General features: G+C 59.3%; 16 protein-coding genes. 7 read left to right on the forward strand and 9 right to left on the reverse strand.

From position 1 onward, the window contains the following. Positions 1-163: 163 nt before the first annotated feature. The 6 genes from ICY20_RS26835 to ICY20_RS26860 all read left to right on the forward strand — a co-directional run bounded on the left by ICY20_RS26835 (position 164) and on the right by ICY20_RS26860 (position 8,834). Complete coding sequence (locus ICY20_RS26835) at positions 164-766, forward strand: biliverdin-producing heme oxygenase (protein WP_194939092.1); 603 nt, start codon at positions 164-166, stop codon at positions 764-766. Continuing rightward, positions 763-2,991: an ATP-binding protein gene (locus ICY20_RS26840; RefSeq protein WP_159959552.1), complete on the forward strand. Its 2,229-nt coding sequence runs from the start codon at positions 763-765 to the stop codon at positions 2,989-2,991. Before ICY20_RS26835 ends, ICY20_RS26840 begins: the two co-directional genes overlap by 4 nt. Before the next feature lie 446 nt (positions 2,992-3,437). Beyond that, complete coding sequence (locus ICY20_RS26845; RefSeq protein WP_159959554.1) at positions 3,438-5,336, forward strand: alkaline phosphatase D family protein; 1,899 nt, start codon at positions 3,438-3,440, stop codon at positions 5,334-5,336. Between the two features lie 136 nt (positions 5,337-5,472). Next, positions 5,473-6,486 carry a sensor domain-containing diguanylate cyclase gene (locus tag ICY20_RS26850; RefSeq protein ID WP_194939093.1) on the forward strand — a complete coding sequence of 338 codons (1,014 nt, stop codon included), beginning with the start codon at positions 5,473-5,475 and terminating at the stop codon, positions 6,484-6,486. Positions 6,487-6,759: 273 nt separating this feature from the next. Beyond that, on the forward strand, positions 6,760-8,022 hold the full coding sequence (locus ICY20_RS26855; RefSeq protein WP_194939094.1) for a 2-aminoadipate transaminase: 1,263 nt from the start codon (positions 6,760-6,762) through the stop codon (positions 8,020-8,022). Positions 8,023-8,129: 107 nt separating this feature from the next. Beyond that, positions 8,130-8,834 (forward strand): hypothetical protein, encoded by a 705-nt coding sequence (locus tag ICY20_RS26860; protein ID WP_159959568.1) that lies wholly within the window; start codon positions 8,130-8,132, stop codon positions 8,832-8,834. Between the two features lie 135 nt (positions 8,835-8,969). Here ICY20_RS26860 and ptaA read toward each other — a convergent pair whose 3' ends face one another. The 8 genes from ptaA to hmpA all read right to left on the reverse strand — a co-directional run bounded on the left by ptaA (position 8,970) and on the right by hmpA (position 17,751). Further along, positions 8,970-10,064, reverse strand: a complete 1,095-nt coding sequence (gene ptaA, locus ICY20_RS26865; RefSeq protein ID WP_194939095.1) for a pyoverdine biosynthesis transaminase PtaA — start codon at positions 10,062-10,064, stop codon at positions 8,970-8,972. 146 nt (positions 10,065-10,210) lie between these two features. Beyond that, positions 10,211-11,098: a heme o synthase gene (gene cyoE, locus ICY20_RS26870; protein WP_003194050.1), complete on the reverse strand. Its 888-nt coding sequence runs from the start codon at positions 11,096-11,098 to the stop codon at positions 10,211-10,213. A gap of 11 nt (positions 11,099-11,109) precedes the next feature. Next, positions 11,110-11,451, reverse strand: coding sequence for a cytochrome o ubiquinol oxidase subunit IV (gene cyoD / locus ICY20_RS26875; protein ID WP_010206434.1), 342 nt, complete (start codon positions 11,449-11,451; stop codon positions 11,110-11,112). Next, positions 11,451-12,077 (reverse strand): cytochrome o ubiquinol oxidase subunit III, encoded by a 627-nt coding sequence (locus tag ICY20_RS26880; RefSeq protein WP_017734786.1) that lies wholly within the window; start codon positions 12,075-12,077, stop codon positions 11,451-11,453. The genes cyoD and ICY20_RS26880 overlap by 1 nt, the downstream gene beginning before the upstream one ends. A gap of 3 nt (positions 12,078-12,080) precedes the next feature. After that, a complete protein-coding gene (cyoB, locus tag ICY20_RS26885; protein WP_122488850.1) occupies positions 12,081-14,099 on the reverse strand; it encodes a cytochrome o ubiquinol oxidase subunit I in 2,019 nt (672 codons plus the stop codon). A gap of 3 nt (positions 14,100-14,102) precedes the next feature. Continuing rightward, on the reverse strand, positions 14,103-15,044 hold the full coding sequence (gene cyoA, locus ICY20_RS26890) for a ubiquinol oxidase subunit II (protein ID WP_194939096.1): 942 nt from the start codon (positions 15,042-15,044) through the stop codon (positions 14,103-14,105). A 793-nt stretch (positions 15,045-15,837) separates the two neighbouring features. Beyond that, on the reverse strand, positions 15,838-16,344 hold the full coding sequence (locus tag ICY20_RS26895) for a disulfide bond formation protein B (RefSeq protein ID WP_159959574.1): 507 nt from the start codon (positions 16,342-16,344) through the stop codon (positions 15,838-15,840). A gap of 225 nt (positions 16,345-16,569) precedes the next feature. After that, on the reverse strand, positions 16,570-17,751 hold the full coding sequence (gene hmpA, locus ICY20_RS26900; RefSeq protein ID WP_194939097.1) for an NO-inducible flavohemoprotein: 1,182 nt from the start codon (positions 17,749-17,751) through the stop codon (positions 16,570-16,572). Between the two features lie 147 nt (positions 17,752-17,898). Between hmpA and norR the strand changes: the two genes are divergently transcribed. Next, positions 17,899-19,422, forward strand: coding sequence for a nitric oxide reductase transcriptional regulator NorR (gene norR, locus ICY20_RS26905; RefSeq protein ID WP_159959578.1), 1,524 nt, complete (start codon positions 17,899-17,901; stop codon positions 19,420-19,422). 109 nt (positions 19,423-19,531) lie between these two features. Here norR and ICY20_RS26910 read toward each other — a convergent pair whose 3' ends face one another. Then, entirely contained in the window at positions 19,532-20,434 is a 903-nt protein-coding gene (locus ICY20_RS26910; protein WP_159959580.1) for a DMT family transporter, read from the reverse strand. Between the last annotated feature and the right edge of the window lie 79 nt (positions 20,435-20,513).

Raw genomic sequence — 20,513 nt, forward strand, 5'->3', positions numbered from 1 at the left:
TAACACGCTCTGCGGTCATTAATGAGGCACGGAGCGACCTTTCTGATCCGCTGGTCAGCCTTTTCGCCTTGCGCGCACAGTTGACCGCTTTGAGGTGTGTAGAATCGTCGCCCATTTCCATGCGTCATTCATGGCCGAGAGGCCCACAGTTCGAGCTTTTTGAATGCATTCACAGGCCGCGCCCTCTTTGCTGGAAGCGTTGCGCACAGGCACCGCCCTGCTGCATGTAGCGTTGGAAAAGCGCTTGCCGTTTTTCTGCGAACGGCTGGATGCCGTTTGGTATCAGCGTTTGCTCCAGGCGTACTACGGGTTTTATGGGCCGATGGAATTGGCGCTGTACGACAGCGGCCTGATCCCCGATGGGTTCGATACGGTGTTGCGTGTGAAAACGCCGACATTGGTGAACGATCTGCACGCGCTACAACTCGCTGACGGCGCCATCCGCGCGCTGCCCCGCTGCACCGAACTACCGACCTTAGACACCCCCGCTGCCTGCCTCGGTGCCCTGTATGTGCTGGAAGGCGCAACGCTGGGCGGCCAGGTATTGCGCCGGGAAATGGCCCTGCGCCTGGATGTGCACGCCGAGAACGGCGGTGCGTTTCTCAATGTATACGGCGCCGAGACCGGTCGACGCTGGAAAGACTTTCTCGATTACCTGGGCCACCAGCCACTGGACGCCTGCGCTAAACAGCGCGCGGTGGAGGCGGCCCGTTCGACATTCAGCTGTTTTGAGCAATGGCTCGACAGCCAGGAGGTACTGCTATGAAACCCGATGATTTTGAAGAGCTGCTTGCCAACTGTGCCGACGAGCCCATCCGCTTTCCGGGGGCAATTCAGCCCCACGGCGTGCTGCTGACCCTGTCGGAACCCGACCTGAATATCATCCAGGTCAGCGCCAACATCGCTGCTCTGTTCGGCCACTCGCCCGAGGCGCTGCTGGGCCAGCCGCTGCACACACTGGTGGGCGCCGAGCATGCCAAGGCTGTTGCGATGATGGCCGAAAACAATACGTTCTTCGACGCGCCGCCGCTGCACGTCACCTTTAACGGCGCAGCGTTCGAAGGTTTGCTGCATCGCCATCAGAACGTACTGGTGCTGGAGTTCGAACCGCTGCTCAAAGACTTCCGCCCACGGGCGTTGAATGGTCGCACCAGTGACCTGGGCAAGATGCTGCAACGCTTGCAGTCGGCGAAAACCCTGCAAGCGCTGTACGAAATCAGCGTGAATGAAATCCAGGCCATGACTGGCTACGACCGCGTGTTGATCTACCGCTTCGAAGACGAAGGCCACGGCCAGGTGATCGCCGAAGCGTCGGCTCCGTCGATGGAGCTGTTCAACGGGCTGTTCTTCCCCGCGTCAGACATCCCCGAGCAGGCTCGCGAGCTGTATCGCACCAACTGGTTGCGCATCATCCCCAACGCCGCGTATGAGCCGGTGCCGCTGCTGCCCAAGCTGCGCCCGGACACCGGCCAGCCGCTGGACTTGAGCTTTGCGACCTTGCGCAGTGTGTCGCCGATTCACTGCCAATACATGCAGAACATGGGTGTGCTGTCGTCCATGAGCATCTCGCTGATGAAGGGCGACAAACTCTGGGGCCTGATTAGCTGCGGCAACCGCGAGCCACTGCTGGTGCCCAATGACCTGCGCACCGCCTGCCAGACCATCGGCCAGGTGCTGTCGTTGCAGATCAGCGCCATGGAAGCCCTGGACCTGAGCCGCCAGCGCGAAGCGAAGGTCGAGGCCTTGGCCCTGCTGGATCAAGCGATGAAGCGCTCGGAAGAAAACGTGTTCGACGGCCTGGCCCAGCAGCCTCAGGTATTGATGGAACTCGCCTTGGCCGGCGGCGTAGCGATCATCGAAGACAAGCAACTGCACCGCTACGGCAATTGCCCGGAACCGGCGCAGATCCGCGCCTTGCACAAGTGGCTGCAAGAAGGCGGCGAGCCGGTGTTTTCCAGCCATAACCTGGCCTCAGTGTATCCGCCGGGCGCGGAGTTCCAGCAGGTGGCCAGTGGCGTGTTGGCCATGAGTTTGCCCAAGCCTGTGGATAACGGCGTGCTGTGGTTTCGCCCGGAAGTAAAAGAGAACATCAACTGGAGTGGCGACCCGAAAAAACCGCTGGACCTGGAAACCTCCGACGCCGGCCTGCGCCTTCGCCCACGCACCTCGTTTGAAATCTGGAAGGTCGAAATGGCCGGTATCTCCACCAAGTGGAGCCACGGCGACCGCTTCGCCGCCAATGACCTGCGCCGCTCAGCGCTGGAAAACGACCTGGCGCGCCAAGTGCTGCGTGAGCAACAAGCGGTGCGGGCGCGAGATGAGCTGGTGGCGGTGGTCTCCCATGACCTTCGCAACCCGATGACCGTTATCTCGATGCTGTGCGGCATGATGCAAAAGGCCTTCAGCTCCGATGGCCCACACACCTCGCGGCGGATTTCCTCGGCCATCGACACCATGCAACAAGCCGCCGGGCGCATGAACGTGCTGCTGGAGGACCTGCTCGACACCTCGAAAATCGAGGCCGGGCGTTATGTGGTCAAGCCGGTGGCGCTGGATGTCAGCCAGATATTCGAAGAGGCCTACTCCCTGCTTGCGCCGCTGGCGATGGAGAAAGGCATCGACCTGTCGTTCAACGCCGAGCCCGGCCTGCAGATCAATGCCGACCCGGAGCGTCTGTTCCAGGTGCTGTCGAACCTGATTGGCAACGCCATCAAGTTCACCCCGCGCCAAGGCAATATCGGCATCAGTGCCATGAGCAATGGTGAGGAAATTGTGTTTTCAGTGCGCGACTCCGGCGAAGGCATTGCGCCGGAGCAGTTGCCTCACGTATTCGATCGCTATTGGACCCAAACCGAAAACAACCCCACCGGCAGCGGGCTAGGCTTGTATATCACACAAGGCATTATTCAGGCCCACGGTGGGCGAATCGAAGCTGAGAGTGAGCTGGGCCGGGGCAGTGAGTTCAGGTTTACGGTGCCAAAGTCCCTCTGAGAGGCGCTGTACGGTGCACCTTGGAAACATGCCAATACCCATGGCCGGGAACGTTCGACCCGGCCTATGCCACTGAATGAGTGCGCATTCAAAAGGAATATTGATGTGATTCCAATAATCCATCTGAGCAAAAGGTGTTCCTATGATAATCGGCTGCACGTTCCATACTCATAGCATGAGCCAAGCCATAGAAGCCGTTCAGCAGCCCGCCAAACCCGCAGAGAAACTTGCAACTACCGACGATAACCATCGGGAGAACAATACCCAGTCGACATCGAACAGTTCGAACCTGGACTCCCTCGGGCAAGGCAATCTGCTTTAGCCCTGCGAACGGCGGCAACACGCGGGTGACGCGCCACGGAGTACAGCCTCAGGCTGGCCGTTAACAAAACACTGACATCCTTTGCGCTAATCTTCTGGTTTGCCCTGCGTGAGCCGTTACCTGCATGCCTCAACTAGACACACTGCCCATCGTACTCGCCGGTCCGTTGCTGCGCCGCCTGGAACCCCGCCGTCTGGTGCTGTGGCTGGTGGGCAGCCGCGCACTGGCGATGACGTTGAGGCTTTGTGTCGCTGAACAGACCCGGGATATAACGCTGGACCAACACGAGTGCCAAATCGTACCGGTCGGCCGCCACGCGTTTATCCATTTGATCGATGTGTCGCTGGACGATGCCCTGCCTCAGGACGTGGTCATCGGCTATGACCTGCTGATCGATAACGTTGGCATCGCCGAGTGGGGCCCTCACCTACTGTACGCCAACGTACAAGCGCCTACGTTCATACTCCACAGCCGTATCCACCAGTTGGTGCATGGCTCGTGCCGCAAGCCGCATCACCCCGCCAATGAAGGCCTGCTGTGCGTCGACCGCTTGCTGGCCGATACCCAAGCCCCGGCCGACCGCCCGGCGCTACTGATGATGAGCGGCGACCAGGTATATGCCGATGATGTCGCGGGCCCAATGCTGCGAGCCATTCACGCGCTGATCGAACGCCTGGGCCTGTTCGACGAATACCTGCAAGGCGCGGTGGTGGATGACAGCGCCAGCCTCTACGGGCACCGTGCCAGCTACTACCACCGCGCCGACCTGTTACCCGCGCTGGACAGCAACGAGACCCTGCGCGAGCGCTTTTTCGGTGGCGTGAAAAAACCTATCTTCACCAGCAGTACCGCCGACAACCACTTGGTGACCTTCGCCGAAGTACTGGCGATGTACCTGCTGGTCTGGTCACCCACGCCCTGGACGCTGATCGCAACGCAGCCACCGCAACTGAGTAATGACGAACAGGCGCGCTATACCCAAGAACACGTGCAGATCGATCGATTCCGCGATGGCCTTCCCGGAGTCGCGCGTGTATTCGCCCACCTGTCCACCTTGATGATTTTTGACGATCACGACATCACCGATGACTGGAACCTCAGCGCCCAGTGGGAAGAGACGGCCTACGGCCATCCCTTCTCCAAGCGCATCATCGGCAACGCCCTGCTGGCCTACCTGTTGTGCCAGGGCTGGGGCAACCAGCCCGATGCTTTTGGCGAACTGGTAAGCCAAACCCAAGCGCTCACGTGTGAAGCCCAGGCCAACCATCTGAATGCCGCTGCGCAGGATGAATTGCTCGAAGCCCTGCTCAAATTTCAGCAATGGCATTACGTGTTGCCCACCACCCCCGCCCTGGTGGTGCTCGACACCCGCACCCGGCGCTGGCGCAGCGAATTCACCCTCAAGCAACCCTCCGGCCTGCTGGATTGGGAAGCCCTGAGTGAACTGCAACAGGAACTGCTCGACCACCCCTCGGCCATCATCGTCTCGCCCGCCCCGATCTTCGGCGTCAAGCTGATCGAGACGGTGCAAAAAGTGTTCAGTTGGTGCGGCCATCCGCTACTGGTAGACGCTGAAAACTGGATGGCCCATCGCGGCGCCGCCCAAGTGATCCTGAATATCTTTCGCCACTCGCGCACGCCGGGCAATTACGTGGTGCTCTCGGGCGATGTGCACTATTCGTTCGTCTACGAGGTGTTGATCCGCCATCGCAACGCCGGCCCCCGAATCTGGCAAATCACCAGCAGTGGCATCAAGAACGAGTTCCCACCGCGACTACTGGAATGGTTCGACCGCCTCAACCGCTGGCTCTACTCACCACGCTCGCCCCTCAATTGGTTTACGCGCCGGCGCACCATGCAAGTGGTGCCGCATATTCCGGAGCATGCCGAGGCCGGTGAGCGACTGTGGAACTCGGCGGGAATTGGCCAGGTGTTTTTCAATGAACAGGGCCAGCCGCAGGCGATCTACCAGCACAACGCGAATGGAAAGATGCGGACAAGAATGCTGGCGCCCAAGCAGTAGCCTATTGCCACGCTACAAAAGCATCACACCCGCCCTATTCAAAGCCTCCAAGCCTCGTTGTACAGTAGCGCCAGCCACGGAGTATCGGCGTCAATTTGACTGGCCTTGGAAGCCAGCATCAGCATGGAGCACGCAGATGAACGATATTCCTGGCAATAGCCCGTTGCACACTGATTTCTCGCACCTCAACGCCGATATGTTGCACACCGTCCTGGAGTTGGTCAGCGATGGTATCTGGGACTGGAACGCCAACACTGGGTTCGTGTACCGCAACCCAGGCTGGTACGAGATGCTGGGCTACCCCCGTCACGCCCTGGACAACAACGTGTTCACCTGGGAAAACGTGATCCACCCTGAGGATTACCCCCAAGTGATGACGCGGTTTGATGACTACATCAACCGTCGTACCCCCCATTACCAAATCGAATACCGTTGCCGCAAACAGGATGGCAGCTACCTGTGGATCGAAGACCGTGGTTATGTGATCGCGCGCAATGGCGACGGCTCGGTGGCGCGGATGGTGGGCGCCCACCGCGATATTCATCTTAAAAAATGCTCCGTCGAACAGTTGGAGCGCCGCAACCAATCCCTTGAAGCCCTGGTGGCCGAGCGTACGCAGGAGTTGTCACGGGTCAATCAACAACTGCAATTGCAACTGGATGAAAACCGCTCCCTGGCTGAGCGGGACACCCTGACGTTGGTTGCCAACCGCTATCGCCTGGAAAAAGTGCTGCTGGAGGAGTGTGAGCGCGCCGAGCGCTTTCGCCTGCCACTGGCATTGATTGCCATGGATATCGATGACTTCAAGTCGATCAATGATCGATACGGTCACGGCGTAGGCGACCAAACGTTGGTGCGGGTGGTTGAATGCCTCGAAAGCTGCGTGGGCCCCGACGACCTGCTGGCCCGCTGGGGGGGCGATGAGTTTATGGTGATCTTGCCGGAAAGCTCGTTGGAAGAGGCGAAGGCCATGGCTGCGAACATTCGCCAAGCGCTGAAGGGCATGCCCGTGCGAGACGACTTCAGCGTGACCCTGAGCCTGGGCGTCGCCGAGCGGCAACTGGCTGAGCAGCCCGCCGCCTTGATGGCCCGCGCCGACCAGGCGCTGTATCGCGCCAAGGCCGCAGGTAAAGACGGGGTTTCGGAGTAACTGCATGAGCAGGCAAGCCTTAACCTCTGGCAGTTGCAAGCGAACACTGCTCCCGTTGGACTGCGTAGCAGTTCCATTTCTTTAGCCAAAGAGCGGGGCCGCTTCGCGGCCCAGCGGGAGCAAGCTCCCTCGCCACAGATTAATTGCCGCCAAACAAATTGCACTGCCCTTGCGTTCCGATTTGGAATGACCCGGCGACTTTATTTCGTTTGCGGCAGGGCCAGGCGTGCGGCTTAGATAAAAAGAAGCCCGCCACTGCCGAGTCCGAGAGTCATGAGCCGCGAAACCATCAGCCAGTCGATTTCCATCGTTCACCCCATCACCCTCAGCCACGGCAAAAATGCCGAGGTCTGGGACACCACGGGTAAACGCTATATCGATTTTGTCGGCGGTATCGGCGTGCTCAACCTCGGGCATTGCCACCCCGGTGTGGTGGAGGCCATACGCGCCCAGGCCACCCAACTCACCCACTACGCCTTCAACGCCGCCCCGCACGCACCCTACATCGAACTGATGGATCGCCTGAGCGCGTTCATCCCGGTGGGCTACCCCGTCAGCGGCATGCTCACCAACAGCGGCGCGGAAGCCGCAGAAAACGCCTTGAAGATCGTGCGTGGCGCCACCGGACGCACGGCGGTGATCGCCTTCGATGGCGCGTTCCACGGCCGCACTCTGGCCACCCTCAACCTCAACGGCAAAGTGGCGCCCTACAAGCAAAAGGTCGGTGTACTCCCTGGCCCTGTGTATCACCTGCCCTACCCAAGCGCCGATAACGGCGTGAGTTGTGCCGAAGCACTGAAGGCCATGGACCGCCTGTTCAGTGTGGAAATTGACGTAGAGGACGTAGCCTGTTTCATCATCGAACCCGTGCAGGGCGAAGGCGGCTTTTTGGCCCTGGATATCGAATTTGCCCAAGCGCTGCGGCGCTTCTGCAACGAGAAAAATATCCTGTTGATTGCCGATGAAATCCAATCGGGGTTCGGCCGTACCGGCCAGCGCTTTGCCTTCTCACGGCTGGGCATTGAGCCCGACCTGATGCTGCTGGGCAAAAGCATCGCCGGCGGCGTGCCGCTCGGTGCGGTGGTCGGCCGCAAGGCACTGCTCGACAACCTGCCCAAGGGCGGCCTGGGCGGCACCTATTCGGGCAACCCCATCGCCTGCGCGGCGGCATTGGCCACTCTTGATGCGATGACCGACGAGCACCTGAACACCTGGGGGGCGCAGCACGAAGAAGCCATCGTCAGCCGGTATCAAGCCTGGCACACCCAGGGCCTTTCACCTTACCTCGGTCGCCTCACCGGTGTCGGCGCCATGCGCGGCATCGAGCTGGTGAACACCGACGGCACGCCCGCCGCCAAGCAACTGACGCAACTGCTGAGCCTGGCGCGCGATGCCGGCTTGCTGCTGATGCCCAGCGGCAAGTCGCGGCACATCATTCGTTTGCTGGCGCCGTTGACGATTGAGCCCGCGGTGTTGGAGCAAGGGTTGGATATTCTCGAAGGGTGCCTCAAACGATTGAATGCATCGCCGCTTTGAGCCGAGCACACCGTCAAGGTGGGCAACGTGCCGCCTTGACCTGATCCCCCTCCCCCCTGAAAATGCCCGACGCTTTTTTGTCCCCCGTTTACTGAAGTGAAATTTCAATGTCTGATTCCCACCACGAAGAATCCGTAGTCGCCTTGCCCTCCAAAGCTGAGTACGAAAACGCCATCAATCTTTCACAGCACCTGCCAGCGGCCAAGATCATCAGCGAGATGGTGCTGGACGCCTTCCACACGTCCAAGGAAAGCGACCAGATCCGCGAGCTGCGTATCGCCATCCGTCAGGCCCACGATGCCTTCGACGACGACAAGGCCTACGACCTGATGGGCCAGCTCAAGCAACTCAAGGACGCCGAGGCGGCCGACAACATCGCCCTCGAAGACCTGAGCAGCAAGTTCTCCATCAGCCGCATCCTGTCCAGCTTCAAGGACGACCCCGAGTTCCAGGAACTCGTCTACGGCCTGGCCTTGAAAGTGCTGAACCAGAGCCACCAGGCCATCAGCAACCCAAGCTCGGGCAAGAGCAAGGCTGCACGCCCCAAGAAAGAAGCCGAAGTGTTTGTGATCAGCAAGGACGGCATCAGCGTTACCCTGCCGCTGCGCACGCCGCGTTCGAAGTTGAATGTCGACCGTGAAGCGTTTGAATTTTTGGGTTTCAGCTTTGTGGGTGAAGGTGATGAAGCCGAGCTGGAAGTTGAGAGCTTTGTGGATAACTCGGGGGCCGAGCAGCCGTTGAGCCGCAAGAGTGTGATTACGGCGTTGCAGCAGCAGAGTGCGTTCGACGGTTACAGCATCGCGCAGCAGTAACTCATTTTTCAGCCGCGCCGCTAAACCAAATGTGGGAGGGGGCTTGCTCCCGATTGCTGAGTGTCAGTCGATGAAAATGTGACTGATACATTGCAATCGGGAGCAAGCCCCCTCCCACATTTGATCTGTGTTGTGTCAGTTACTACCCACCACCTGCGTTGCAAACACCTCACGAAACCGCGCCAACTCCTGCTTGTTCCCCACTGTCACCCGTACCCACTTCGGCCAGTTTTTCCACACCCTGCCAATCAGCACACCGTGCGCGGCCAGTTTCTCGATCACCTGCTCTGCCGGTTGTTTCACATCGATCATGAAGCAGTTCGCCTCGGACGTGGTGCAGGTAAACCCACGGCCTTTCAACCAGGCAATGGTCTCGTCCCTCAGTTGCTGATTAAGCGCCTTGCGCTGTGGCAACAGCTTGATGTCTTCGAGGCTTGCCAGGCCCGCAAGCAGTGAGGGGCCCGCCGGGACGTTGCCCCCCCCAAACACCGCCAGCCGCGCCAGTAAATCAGGATGACCCACCGCCAGGCCAAGGCGCGCACCAGCCATGCCATAGATTTTCGAGAACGTGCGCAGCACCAGCAGGTCGTCATGGTCCTTGACCCAACTCACCACGCTGGGCGCGTCGGCAAAATCAATATAGGCCTCGTCCACCACCAACACGCTGCCCTGGGGCTTGTTGGCCAAGGCCTGTCGAATCGCCTCTACCGGCGTGACAGTGCCCGTAGGGTTATTGGGGTTGCACAGGTACAGCATGCCAGCCTGAGGATTGGCTGCGAGCATCGCCGGCACGTCGTGGGCGTGATCGGCGTTGAGGTTCACCTCCAGCACGGGCGCCTTGTTTGACTCGGCAGCCTCACGCGGCACTTCGTAGGACGGCGTGGCCATCACCAGGCCGCGCTGTTCGTTGGTGAACGCCAGCACCGCGTAGCGCAAGGCCGCCATGGAGCCGGCAAACACCGCCACCTGCTGTTCGGCGATGCCTTGCTGCTGGGCAAACAACCCGGCCAGGGCATACATGTGTTTGTAAGGATAACGCCCGGACGTCGCAATGCCCTGCTGCATCGCTGCGCGGGCGGCCTGTGAGGGGCCGTAGGGGCTTTCGTTGTAGTTGAGCAGCACAGTGTCAGTCTTTGCCGGAGGCGGGGCGGCTACTGCCCAATCGAGGCGCCCCAGTAACGGCAGGGCTGCGCCAAGGGCAATCAGGGACCGACGACTAACGCTGACCATGTGGCAACTCCTTGTAAGGGGGATGACGGATTCGCACAGCTCGTACATTGGGGTATGACGAGACAATCGCCGGACGATTTAACCGACCGCCCAAGAAAAAGCCCCGCGCTTCTCACGAAGGCGGGGCTTTTTCACTGCGGTACCACTCAGTGAGCGTAGGTCAGCAACAGCTCTTTCGGCACTTGGAAATCCAGGGACATCATCACGCTCAGCGCGGTGATGGTGAAGATCGAGAACACGAACAGCTTGCGCGCCCAGACGGTGTCATCCACCGCCTTGTAGCCGGTCCAGGCCATGTACAACCAGTACATGCCCATGGCGGCAGCGACGGCGAGGTAGCTCATGCCGGCGTAGCCACTGAAGGTCAACATCAAGGTCGCCACGAGGAAGGCCAGGATGTACAGCAGGATGTGTTTCTTGGCGACCTGAATGCCACGCTTGACCGGCAATACCGGAATCGACGCAGCCAGGTAGTCATTGAAGCGGAAGATCGCAATGGCGTAGGAGTGCGGCATCTGCCACAGGCTGAACATCACCAGTAGCGTCAGCGCGGCCATGTCGAAGCTATTGGTTACAGCCACATAACCAATCACCGGCGGCATCGCCCCCGACAGACTGCCCACCAGCGTGCCGTGAACTGACTTGCGCTTGAGGTACAGGCTGTAGAGACCGACGTAGATGACAAAACCGATCACGGCAAACAGCGCCGCCAGCGGGTTGGCCACCTTGTACAACAACGCTACACCGGCAACACCCAAGACGGTCGCGTAGATCAATGCCAGTTTCAGGGAGATAAGGCCCTGCACCAGCACGCGGTTCTTGGTGCGCTCCATCTTGATATCGATGTCACGGTCGATGCAGTTGTTGAACACACATCCGGAAGCTACCACCAGGGATGTGCCGATCATCGCAGCCAGGAAGATGGCCAGATCGACATGTCCCTTGGAGGCCAGGAAGAAACCGCCCGCCACAGAAAGCACGTTACCGAAAATGATCCCCGGTTTGGTGATTTGGATAAAGTGCTTAAGCGACATCGGGTCTTACCTCACTTCGCCATCATGAACGTATGGATGCTGAACATGATCCATATCGACAGGCCAACCAACAGCAGGATTACGAGGCCTGCGAACACAAATGCAATCACGTTATCGCGCTGCTCTTTCGAGCGATCCAGGTGCAGGAAGTACACCAGGTGAACCAGAACCTGAATCACCGCGAATGCCAGAACGATCATCAAGGTGATCGATTTCGGCAGGGTCGGGTACATCACCAGACCGAACGGGATGAGCGTCAGGATTACCGACAGGATGAAGCCGATAGCGTAGGACTTAACGCTGCCGTGGCTCGCATCATGGCTGTCATGGTCATGGGAGTGTGCATTAGCCATTACAGAGTCCCCATCAGGTAAACAACGGTGAAGACGCAGATCCAGACCACGTCCAGGAAGTGCCAGAACAGGCTCAGGCAGCTCAGGCGAGTCTTGTTGGTGTTGGTCAGGCCGTGTTTATTGACCTGATACATCATCACCGCCATCCACAGCAGGCCGGCTGTTACGTGCAGACCGTGGGTGCCTACCAGCGTGAAGAACGCAGACAGGAAGCCACTACGGTGCGGGCCGTAGCCTTCGGAGATCAGCAGGTGGAACTCGTTGATCTCCATGCCGATGAAGCCCAGGCCGAACAGGAAGGTCAGGCCCAACCAGCTCAGTACGCCTTTCTTGTTGCCCTTGTAGAAGGCCAACATGGCGAAGCCGTAGGTGATCGAACTGAACAACAGCAAGGCGGTTTCGCCGAGCACGTAAGGCAGTTCGAAGATGTCGTGGCCCGACGGACCACCCGCTACGTTGTTTACCAGTACCGCGTACACCGCGAAGATCGACGCAAACAAGATGCAGTCGGTCATCAGGTAGAGCCAGAAACCGAAAACGGTCATTGGCCCCGAGTCGTGGTGATGGTCATCGTGCCCATGGTCATCGACATGGGCGTGTCCAGCATTGGTCACTAAGTTCGACATGGTTTAAGCCTGTTCCAACGAGGTTTCTACACGGTTGGCCGGGATTTTCTTCTCGGCTACCAGGCGAGCGTGCTGCTCGGCTTCGATGCGTTCGATCTCTTCGACCGGCACCATGTAGCCTTGATCGTCACGGGCTGCGTGAACGATGAAGTAACCGATAGTGCCCACCAGGCTCACGATTGCCAGCCACCAGATGTGCCAGATCATCGCGAAACCAAACACGGTCAACAGCGCACCCATCACCACGCCAGTGGCGGTGTTGCTTGGCATATGGATCGGTTCGTACTTAGCCGGTTTCTGGTACGCAGTACCGTCTTCCTTGGCTTCGGTGAACGCATCAATGGTGTTCGCAGTCGGGATCACGGCGAAGTTGTAGAACGGAGGTGGCGACGAAGTCGACCATTCCAGGGTGTGGCCATTCCATGGGTCGCCGGAGTCGCAAGCGTTCTGCTTACGGTCACGGATACTCACGTACAACTGGATCAGCTGGCAGGCGATACCGACCGCGATCATGATCGCACCGAACATGGCGACGTACAGGTACGGCACCCACTCAGGGTTGGTAGTAGCGTTCAGACGACGGGTCATGCCCATGAAGCCCAGAGCGTAGAGCGGCATGAACGCGACGAAGAAGCCCGAGATCCAGAACCAGAATGCAGCCTTGCCCCAACCTTCGTGCAGCTTGAAGCCGAACGCTTTAGGGAAGTAGAAGCTGAAACCAGCGATGTAACCGAATACAGCACCACCGATGATCACGTTGTGGAAGTGAGCGATCACGAACAGGCTGTTGTGCAGCACGAAGTCAGCACCCGGGATGGCCAGCAGTACGCCGGTCATGCCGCCGATGGCGAAGGTCACCATGAAGCCCAGGGTCCACAGAACCTGGCTGGTCATACGCAAACGGCCGTGGTAGATGGTGAATAGCCAGTTAAATAGCTTCACCCCCGTCGGGATAGAAATCAGCATCGTCGCCAGGCCGAAGAAGGCGTTGACGCTCGCCCCCGAACCCATGGTGAAGAAGTGGTGCAGCCAAACCATGAAGCCCAGTACAGAGATTGCGCCCGATGCGTAAACCATCGAGTGGTGACCGAACAGGCGCTTGCCGGTAAAGGTCGAGATCACTTCGGAGAAGATACCGAACGCTGGCAGGATCAGGATGTACACCTCAGGGTGACCCCATGCCCAGAACAGGTTCACGTACATCATTGGATTGCCACCAAGTTCATTGGTGAAAATGTGGAAATCCAGGTAACGGTCAAGCGACAGCAGCGCCATGGTAGCGGCCAGGATCGGGAACGAAGCCACGATCAGGACGTTTGCCCAGGTGCAGGTCCAGGTGAAGATCGGCATGTCCATCAGTTTCATGCCAGGGGCGCGCATTTTCAGGACGGTGGCCAGGAAATTGACCCCCGTCAGTGTCGTCCCGAGTCCTGATAACTGTAGCGCCCAGATGTAGTAGTCCACACCCACGCCAGGGCTGTATTGCAGGCCCGACAATGGCGGATACGCAACCCAACCGGTCTTGGCGAATTCGCCGACGCCCAGGGATACGTTGATCAGCACAACGCCGGAAACCAGCAGCCAGAAGCTCAGGGAGTTCAGGAACGGGTAGGCAACGTCACGCGCGCCGATCTGCAGCGGCACTGCAAGGTTCATCAGGCCGGTGAAGAATGGCATCGCCATGAAGATGATCATGATCACACCGTGGGCGGTGAAGATCTGGTCATAGTGTTCAGGCGGCAGGTAGCCAGGCGAACCCTCGGTGGCCATGGCCAGCTGGGTACGCATCATGATGGCGTCGGCAAAACCGCGCAGCAGCATGACCATGGCCACGATGATGTACATGACACCGATTTTCTTGTGGTCAACCGAAGTCAGCCACTCGGTCCACAGGTAGGTCCACTTCTTGAAATAAGTGATTGCTGCAAACAGCCCCAGACCACCCAGCGCGATCATGGCGATGGTAATCATCACAATCGGCTCGTGGAACGGGATCGCATCCCAACTTAATTTACCAAACATCGTTTACTCCTCTGCCCCAGCAGTTGAATGCGAGCCCGTGTCAGAACCTTCAACCGCGGCCACTTCTTTCTTCTCGTGCTTGACCGGCTTGCCTGGCTTCATACCTTCGTACTTGTCGACGATTTTCTGAAACAGGTTCGGCTCGTACGTGGAGTACAGGGCGACTGGGTTGTTCTGGCTTGGTTTGGTCAGGGCGTCGTATTCAGCTTGATCAAGCTGTTTAGGTGCTGCCTTGACTTTGGCTACCCAGGCGTTGAAATCGTCCTGGCTAGTCGAGATCGCTTTGAATTTCATGCCGGTGAAGCCAGCGCCGCTGTAGTTAGCGGAGATGCCTTCCATTTCAGCTTTTTCGTTGGCGATCAGGTGCAGACGGGTCTGCATGCCTGCCATCGCGTAGATCTGGCCGCCCAGTGCAGGGATGAAGAACGAGTTCATCACGGCGTCGGAGGTGATCCGGAAGTTAAGCGGGGTGTTCTCCGGGAACTGGATCTCGTTGACCGTGGCGATACCCAGGTCCGGGTAGATGAACAGCCACTTCCAGTCCAGCGCGACCACTTCGATATTAATCGGCGCGACGTCGGATTCCAGCGGACGGTAAGGGTCCAGCTCGTGGGTCGACTTATAGGTGATGTAACCCAGGGCGATGATGATGAGGACCGGCACCAGCCACACCGCGATTTCGATCTTGGTGGAGTGCGACCACTTAGGCGCGTAGGTCGCGCTGGTGTTCGACGCACGGTATTTCCACGCGAAGGCGAAGGTCATGATGATCACAGGCACCACGACCAACAGCATCAGCAGGGTGGCGGTGATGATCAGGTTTCGTTGATCCAGACCGATCTGTCCTTTTGGGTCCATCAAGGTCCACTTGCAGCCTCCCAGCATTAACATCATGCCCAGCAGCGGCAAAAAGCCTAGTAATCGGGGGTACCTGTTTTTACTCATCTCACGACCTCTAAAGCAGCTTGCGCAATGCAGTTGGGTTTTGATCGCCAACACTTCACCCTGCCAAGGGTTGGCATTTCTCTTCGATTGAATAAGAGCCTGCCCATCACCCCAAATCGGGACGTTTCACGGACCTGCGGTGAGTTCTTATTCGATTTCGTGGTTAAAGGCCTTGTTACAGACCAATTCCATTTGGTGCGGATAGTTGAAAGGCTGTCGGAACCTTGGGGTCGCACAGAGCCATCCATCTGCCCCTCGACCGCTCCAGTGCTCAAATATTGAACAGCACCGGACATTCAGTGCGGGCGATTGTAGTTAGCTAGCGATGTATAAACCATGTCTTATAAAGAAATAATTTTTATCGATTACAGCAATAATCCTTCACCAAAACCGCAAAGGTTCGCGATCTTATCGTGTTCGATTCTCAACAAAAACCACAAAAATTGCCGTGTTATAGGGCAACCCGCCACAGCCCTTACACCCTGTAAGGGCATGCGAAACCCATCCAACCCCCCATAAAACAAGGCATTCAGACATCACTCAATGGCGCCTGCGGCGTGCACTTCGCGCCAGCGTGCAAACCACGAACTGACAGCACAATTTGACCGTCTGGTGCAAATTTACGCGGCGATTTGCTGGGTCAGAAACGTCCTGCGGCAACGTCCGTGTGACAACATGTCGCACGCTGCGCGCACCCAGGATTGCTCCACGTCACGCTCTGTTCACAAATCCCTACAAGCAAAAACGCCCCGACCTTCCCTCAGGAAGTGCCGGGGCGTTTGCCGTAAACGGCTCAGGCGTTGCGTTGGCGATTGCGATAGATGCCCAGGGGCACCAAAACCACCGTCAGCACAAACGCCACCAGTGCCCACTGCGCCAGGGACAACCCCAGCACCGGAGGGTAAGGCGTGCTGCAGAAGCCATCGACCTGGAAGCCCAGCGGGAACACCTTGGCCAGCGGCAAGTCGTCAACGATCGGTTGCAGTACATCGATACCGCAGCTCACCTGTGGGAAGAACTGGGTGTACACGTGATGCCCTGCCGCTGCCACGCCGCCCAGGGCACTGAGCACCACCAGGCCTTCAAACAGCGTGATCGCCCCTTTGCGGCGCATGGCTGCGCCGATAAACGCGAAGATCGCGATCAACAACAAGGCGTAGCGTTGCAGGATGCACAGCGGGCACGGCGCCTCGCCCAGCACCACTTGCATATAAAGAGCACCGCCGATCAGCGCCAGGCAGATGATGCCCAGCAACACCAGAAAGCGCCGCTCCCTGCCTAAACGCAATTCGTCACTCATCTCATCTTCCCTTTGTTTGGTCGTGCCAATGGCCGCAAGTTTACACACCGAGAGTGGTTTAACCAGAGGGGGGTTAACAGCAGATTAATCAGAGGGAATACAGAACCAAATGTGGGAGGGGGCTTGCTCCCGATGAGGGTGGGTCAGCCAATATATCGGGTAGCTGATACACCGCCATCGGGGGCAAGCCCCCTCCCACATTTGCCCTGTGGTGGATTGTCGAAATTATTCCAAGGCCGCCGCCGGGCCAAAGAACTCATACCGGCTTTGCTGCTCCGGCACGCCCAGCGCCTTGAGGTGGCGCTTGATCGCCGCCATGAAGCCTTTAGGCCCGAGGAAGTACGCATCCACATCTCGCTGCTGCGGCAACCACGCCGCCAGTTGCGCCTGGCTCAACAGGCCCACTTTATCGGCAGCCGGGCTCACGCCATCGTCCTCGGCGTAGCAATAAAAACGCTTGAGCTGCGGATGCTGCGCCGCCAGGCCATCCACCCACTCACGGAACGCATGCACGCCGCCATTACGTGCACAGTGGATAAAGTGCACCGGCCGCTGCGTCGCCAGGGCTGCTTCCAGCATCGGCAAGGTGGGGGTGATGCCCACGCCGCCACTGATCAGCACCAGCGGTTTGTCGCTGACCGCCAGGGTGAACTCGCCCGATGGCGGGAACAGGTCGATGGTCGCGCCGACGTGCAGTTGGTCATGCAGGTAGTTGGACACCCGCCCACCGGCCTCGCGCTTGACGCTGATGCGGTATAGGCCTGCATCGGTCAGGGCCGACAGCGAGTAGTTGCGGCGTACTTCTTCGCCATCCAGCACCAGCTTCATACCGATGTACTGGCCAGGCGCGGCCGCGAGGATCGGGCCGTTATCCACAGGGGCAAAATAGAAGGAGATGATCTCGGCGCTCTCCTCCACACGCTTGACCACCCGAAACGACCGCGCACCGCGCCAGCCGCCGGGGGCCTGGGCCTTCTCTTCATAGATGGCCGCTTCTGCGCCAATCAGGATATCGGCCAACTGGCCATAGGCCGCGCCCCAGGCGCTCATGACCTCAGGGGTCGCGATCTCGCTGCCCAGCACCTCGCTGATGGCACGCAGCAGGCAGGCGCCCACAATCGGGTAGTGCTCTGGCAGAATTTGCAGGGCTACGTGTTTGTTGATGATCTTGGCCACCAGGTCGCCCAACTGGTCCAACTGATCGATATGCCGCGCGTACATCAATACGCCGTTGGCTAAAGCACGGGGCTGGTCACCGCTGGCCTGGTGGGCCTGGTTGAACAAGGGGCGAACCTCGGGGTACTCCGAGAGCATCATGCGATAAAAATGAGTGATCAGCGCTTCACCGCCGCTTTCCAGCAGGGGCACGGTGGATTTGACGATGGCACGGTCTTGGGCACTAAGCATGGGAGCCTCCTGGGCTTCTTTACTGATTGCCTTTAGTTACTCAGTATTCGTGCCAACTAATAACACTTTTAATTTCAATGACTTAAATGTTTTGTAGTCGATATGACTTCCTACGCCGTATAGTCACAAGGACTACAAGGAGTCATTATGACTGCGCAATCGCTACTCACCACCCTGCTGCCCCTGGTCGCCGACCTGTCCCGCGAACTCCCCGAAAGCGAGCGCTACCGCCGCCTGCTGGAAGCGATGCGCGCCTTGCTGCCCTGCGATGCCGCCGCCCTGTTGCGCCTGGACGGTGAGTGGCTGGTACCACTGGCGGTGGACGGCCTGAGCCCCGACACACTGGGCCGGCGCTTCAAGGTCAGCGAACATCCGCGTTTTGCCGCGCTGATGAGCAGCCCTGGCCCTACCCGCTTTGACAGCGACAGCCAATTGCCCGACCCCTACGACGGCCTGGTCGCCGGCGTGCATGGGCAGCTTGAAGTGCATGATTGCATGGGGTGCCCGCTGTTTATCGACGACCAGCCCTGGGGTTTGTTAACCCTCGATGCCCTCGACACCGAGCGCTTCGAACGCGTCGAGCTCGATGCCCTGCAAGCCTTCGCCAGCCTCGCCGCGGCCACGGTCAACGTGGCCCAGCGTATCGAACGCCTGACCCTGCGTGCCGAAATCTACCGCGAGGCCAGCGGCCAGCAGCACAAGGAAATGATCGGCCAGAGCAAACCCCACAAGCGCCTGGTGGAAGAGATCAAGTTGGTGGGCGGCAGCGATCTCACTGTACTGATCACCGGCGAAACCGGGGTGGGCAAGGAGTTGGTGGCCCAGGCGATCCATGCTGCGTCCTCCCGCGCCGACAAACCGCTGATCAGCCTCAACTGCGCCGCCCTGCCCGAAACCCTGGTGGAAAGCGAGCTGTTCGGCCATGTGCGCGGCGCCTTCACCGGCGCGCTGAATGAGCGTCGCGGCAAGTTCGAACTGGCCAATGGCGGCACCTTGTTTCTGGATGAAGTGGGCGAGCTGTCCCTGAGCGTGCAGGCCAAGCTGCTGCGGGTGCTGCAAAGCGGCCAGTTGCAGCGCTTGGGTTCGGACAAGGAACACCGAGTGGATGTGCGCCTGATCGCCGCCACCAACCGCGACCTGGCCGATGAAGTACGCAACGGCCGCTACCGCGCCGACTTCTATCACCGCCTCAGCGTCTACCCGCTGCAAGTGCCGGCCCTGCGCGAGCGCGGCCGTGATGTGTTGCTGCTGGCCGGCTACTTCCTCGAACAGAACCGCTCACGCATGGGCCTGGGCAGCTTGCGCCTGACCAGCGATGCCCAGGCGGCGCTGCTGGCGTACAACTGGCCGGGCAATGTGCGCGAGTTGGAGCATTTGATTGGGCGTAGTGCGCTCAAGGCCTTGGGTAACTGTCGTGAGCGGCCGAAGATTCTTAGCTTGAGTGCTCAGGACCTGGACTTACCCGATGTCAGCGCGCCGGTGATCGAAGCTCATGTAGAGGCCACCCCTCTCGTCACCGGCGACTTGCGCCAGGCCACCGAGCATTTTCAGCGCCAGATCATCAGCGCCTGCTTGGAGCGCCATCAGCACAATTGGGCCAGTGCGGCCCGTGAGCTGGGGCTGGACCGCGCAAACCTGGGCCGCATGGCCAAGCGGCTTGGGCTCAAATAGAAAGGTCACATTGGTTAAATGTGGGAGGGGGCTTGCTCCCGATAGCTGTGGATCAGTCAGCACATGCATTGCCTGACACTCAGTCATCGGGAGCAAGCCCCCTCCCACATTAAGCCTGCTGTGCCTTAAGGATTGGGTTAGCAGGCTTGGGCTTTCTGAACACCAACACATTCCCCAACATCACCAGCACCAACCCTGCCAACGCCGGCCCCGTCCACTGATACCCCTCGGCAAACGCCGACACATTCAACGCCACCACCGGGAACAACACCGTGCAATACGCCGCTCGCTCCGGCCCCATGCGCCCCACCAACGTCAGGTACGCGGTAAAACCGATCACCGAACCCGGTATCACCAAGTACCACAACGCACCGATGTACCTTGCGCTCCAGTCCATCTCGAACGGAATGCCACGCACCGCGCAGTAGGTCGCCAGCATCACTGCCCCATAGGCCATGCCCCAGGCATTGGTGGTCAGCGGCTTGAGCCCGGCCTTCTGTTGCAGGCTCGAGAGCATATTGCCAGCCGAGAAGCACATCGTCCCCAGCAGCGCCAAGCCCAGGCCCAGCAAGGTTTGCGGGCTGGCCGTATGGCCGGCCAGTTCCGGCCAGAACAAAAAGCCCAGGCCCAGCAAACCGAGGCCGCCGCCCATCAACACATTGCGCGCCACGCGCTGGCCGAAGAACACCCGGGCATTCAGCGCATTCCACAGCGTGGCCGTAGAAAACACCACCGCCACCAGGCCGCTGGGGATCCACTGGCTGGCCGTCAGAAAGCACATGAAGTTCACGCAAAACAGGCACAGGCCCTGGGCCAGGCAAATCAAATGCCCACGCCGGTTCATCACCTGCAACTTGCGGCTCAGCAGCAACAGCGCAAACAGCACCAGCGCCGCCAGGCCGAAGCGATAGACGATGGACACCGGGATCGCCACCACGCCCAGTTGCCATTTGAGGGCGATCCAGGTGGTGCCCCAGATGAGCACGGTGAGTAAATACAGGGAAAGGTTCATAGCGGGCTCCATCGATTGAGCCACAGTGTTGCCCCGAACCCGTGGCGCCCTCTTGCACAATCTTGCGCTTTTGTCGGGC

This window comes from Pseudomonas pisciculturae (assembly GCF_015461805.1).
In the GTDB taxonomy this organism is placed as follows: domain Bacteria; phylum Pseudomonadota; class Gammaproteobacteria; order Pseudomonadales; family Pseudomonadaceae; genus Aquipseudomonas; species Aquipseudomonas pisciculturae.

What these genes read in the sequence shown, in the direction of transcription:
- ICY20_RS26835 (WP_194939092.1), top strand. Translation starts at nt 164, where the DNA reads ATGCATTCACAGGCCGCGCCCTCTTTGCTGGAAGCGTTGCGCACAGGC.
- ICY20_RS26840 (WP_159959552.1), top strand. Translation starts at nt 763, where the DNA reads ATGAAACCCGATGATTTTGAAGAGCTGCTTGCCAACTGTGCCGACGAG.
- ICY20_RS26845 (WP_159959554.1), top strand. Translation starts at nt 3,438, where the DNA reads ATGCCTCAACTAGACACACTGCCCATCGTACTCGCCGGTCCGTTGCTG.
- ICY20_RS26850 (WP_194939093.1), top strand. Translation starts at nt 5,473, where the DNA reads ATGAACGATATTCCTGGCAATAGCCCGTTGCACACTGATTTCTCGCAC.
- ICY20_RS26855 (WP_194939094.1), top strand. Translation starts at nt 6,760, where the DNA reads ATGAGCCGCGAAACCATCAGCCAGTCGATTTCCATCGTTCACCCCATC.
- ICY20_RS26860 (WP_159959568.1), top strand. Translation starts at nt 8,130, where the DNA reads ATGTCTGATTCCCACCACGAAGAATCCGTAGTCGCCTTGCCCTCCAAA.
- ptaA (WP_194939095.1), bottom strand. Translation starts at nt 10,064, where the DNA reads ATGGTCAGCGTTAGTCGTCGGTCCCTGATTGCCCTTGGCGCAGCCCTG.
- cyoE (WP_003194050.1), bottom strand. Translation starts at nt 11,098, where the DNA reads ATGTCGCTTAAGCACTTTATCCAAATCACCAAACCGGGGATCATTTTC.
- cyoD (WP_010206434.1), bottom strand. Translation starts at nt 11,451, where the DNA reads ATGGCTAATGCACACTCCCATGACCATGACAGCCATGATGCGAGCCAC.
- ICY20_RS26880 (WP_017734786.1), bottom strand. Translation starts at nt 12,077, where the DNA reads ATGTCGAACTTAGTGACCAATGCTGGACACGCCCATGTCGATGACCAT.
- cyoB (WP_122488850.1), bottom strand. Translation starts at nt 14,099, where the DNA reads ATGTTTGGTAAATTAAGTTGGGATGCGATCCCGTTCCACGAGCCGATT.
- cyoA (WP_194939096.1), bottom strand. Translation starts at nt 15,044, where the DNA reads ATGAGTAAAAACAGGTACCCCCGATTACTAGGCTTTTTGCCGCTGCTG.
- ICY20_RS26895 (WP_159959574.1), bottom strand. Translation starts at nt 16,344, where the DNA reads ATGAGTGACGAATTGCGTTTAGGCAGGGAGCGGCGCTTTCTGGTGTTG.
- hmpA (WP_194939097.1), bottom strand. Translation starts at nt 17,751, where the DNA reads ATGCTTAGTGCCCAAGACCGTGCCATCGTCAAATCCACCGTGCCCCTG.
- norR (WP_159959578.1), top strand. Translation starts at nt 17,899, where the DNA reads ATGACTGCGCAATCGCTACTCACCACCCTGCTGCCCCTGGTCGCCGAC.
- ICY20_RS26910 (WP_159959580.1), bottom strand. Translation starts at nt 20,434, where the DNA reads ATGAACCTTTCCCTGTATTTACTCACCGTGCTCATCTGGGGCACCACC.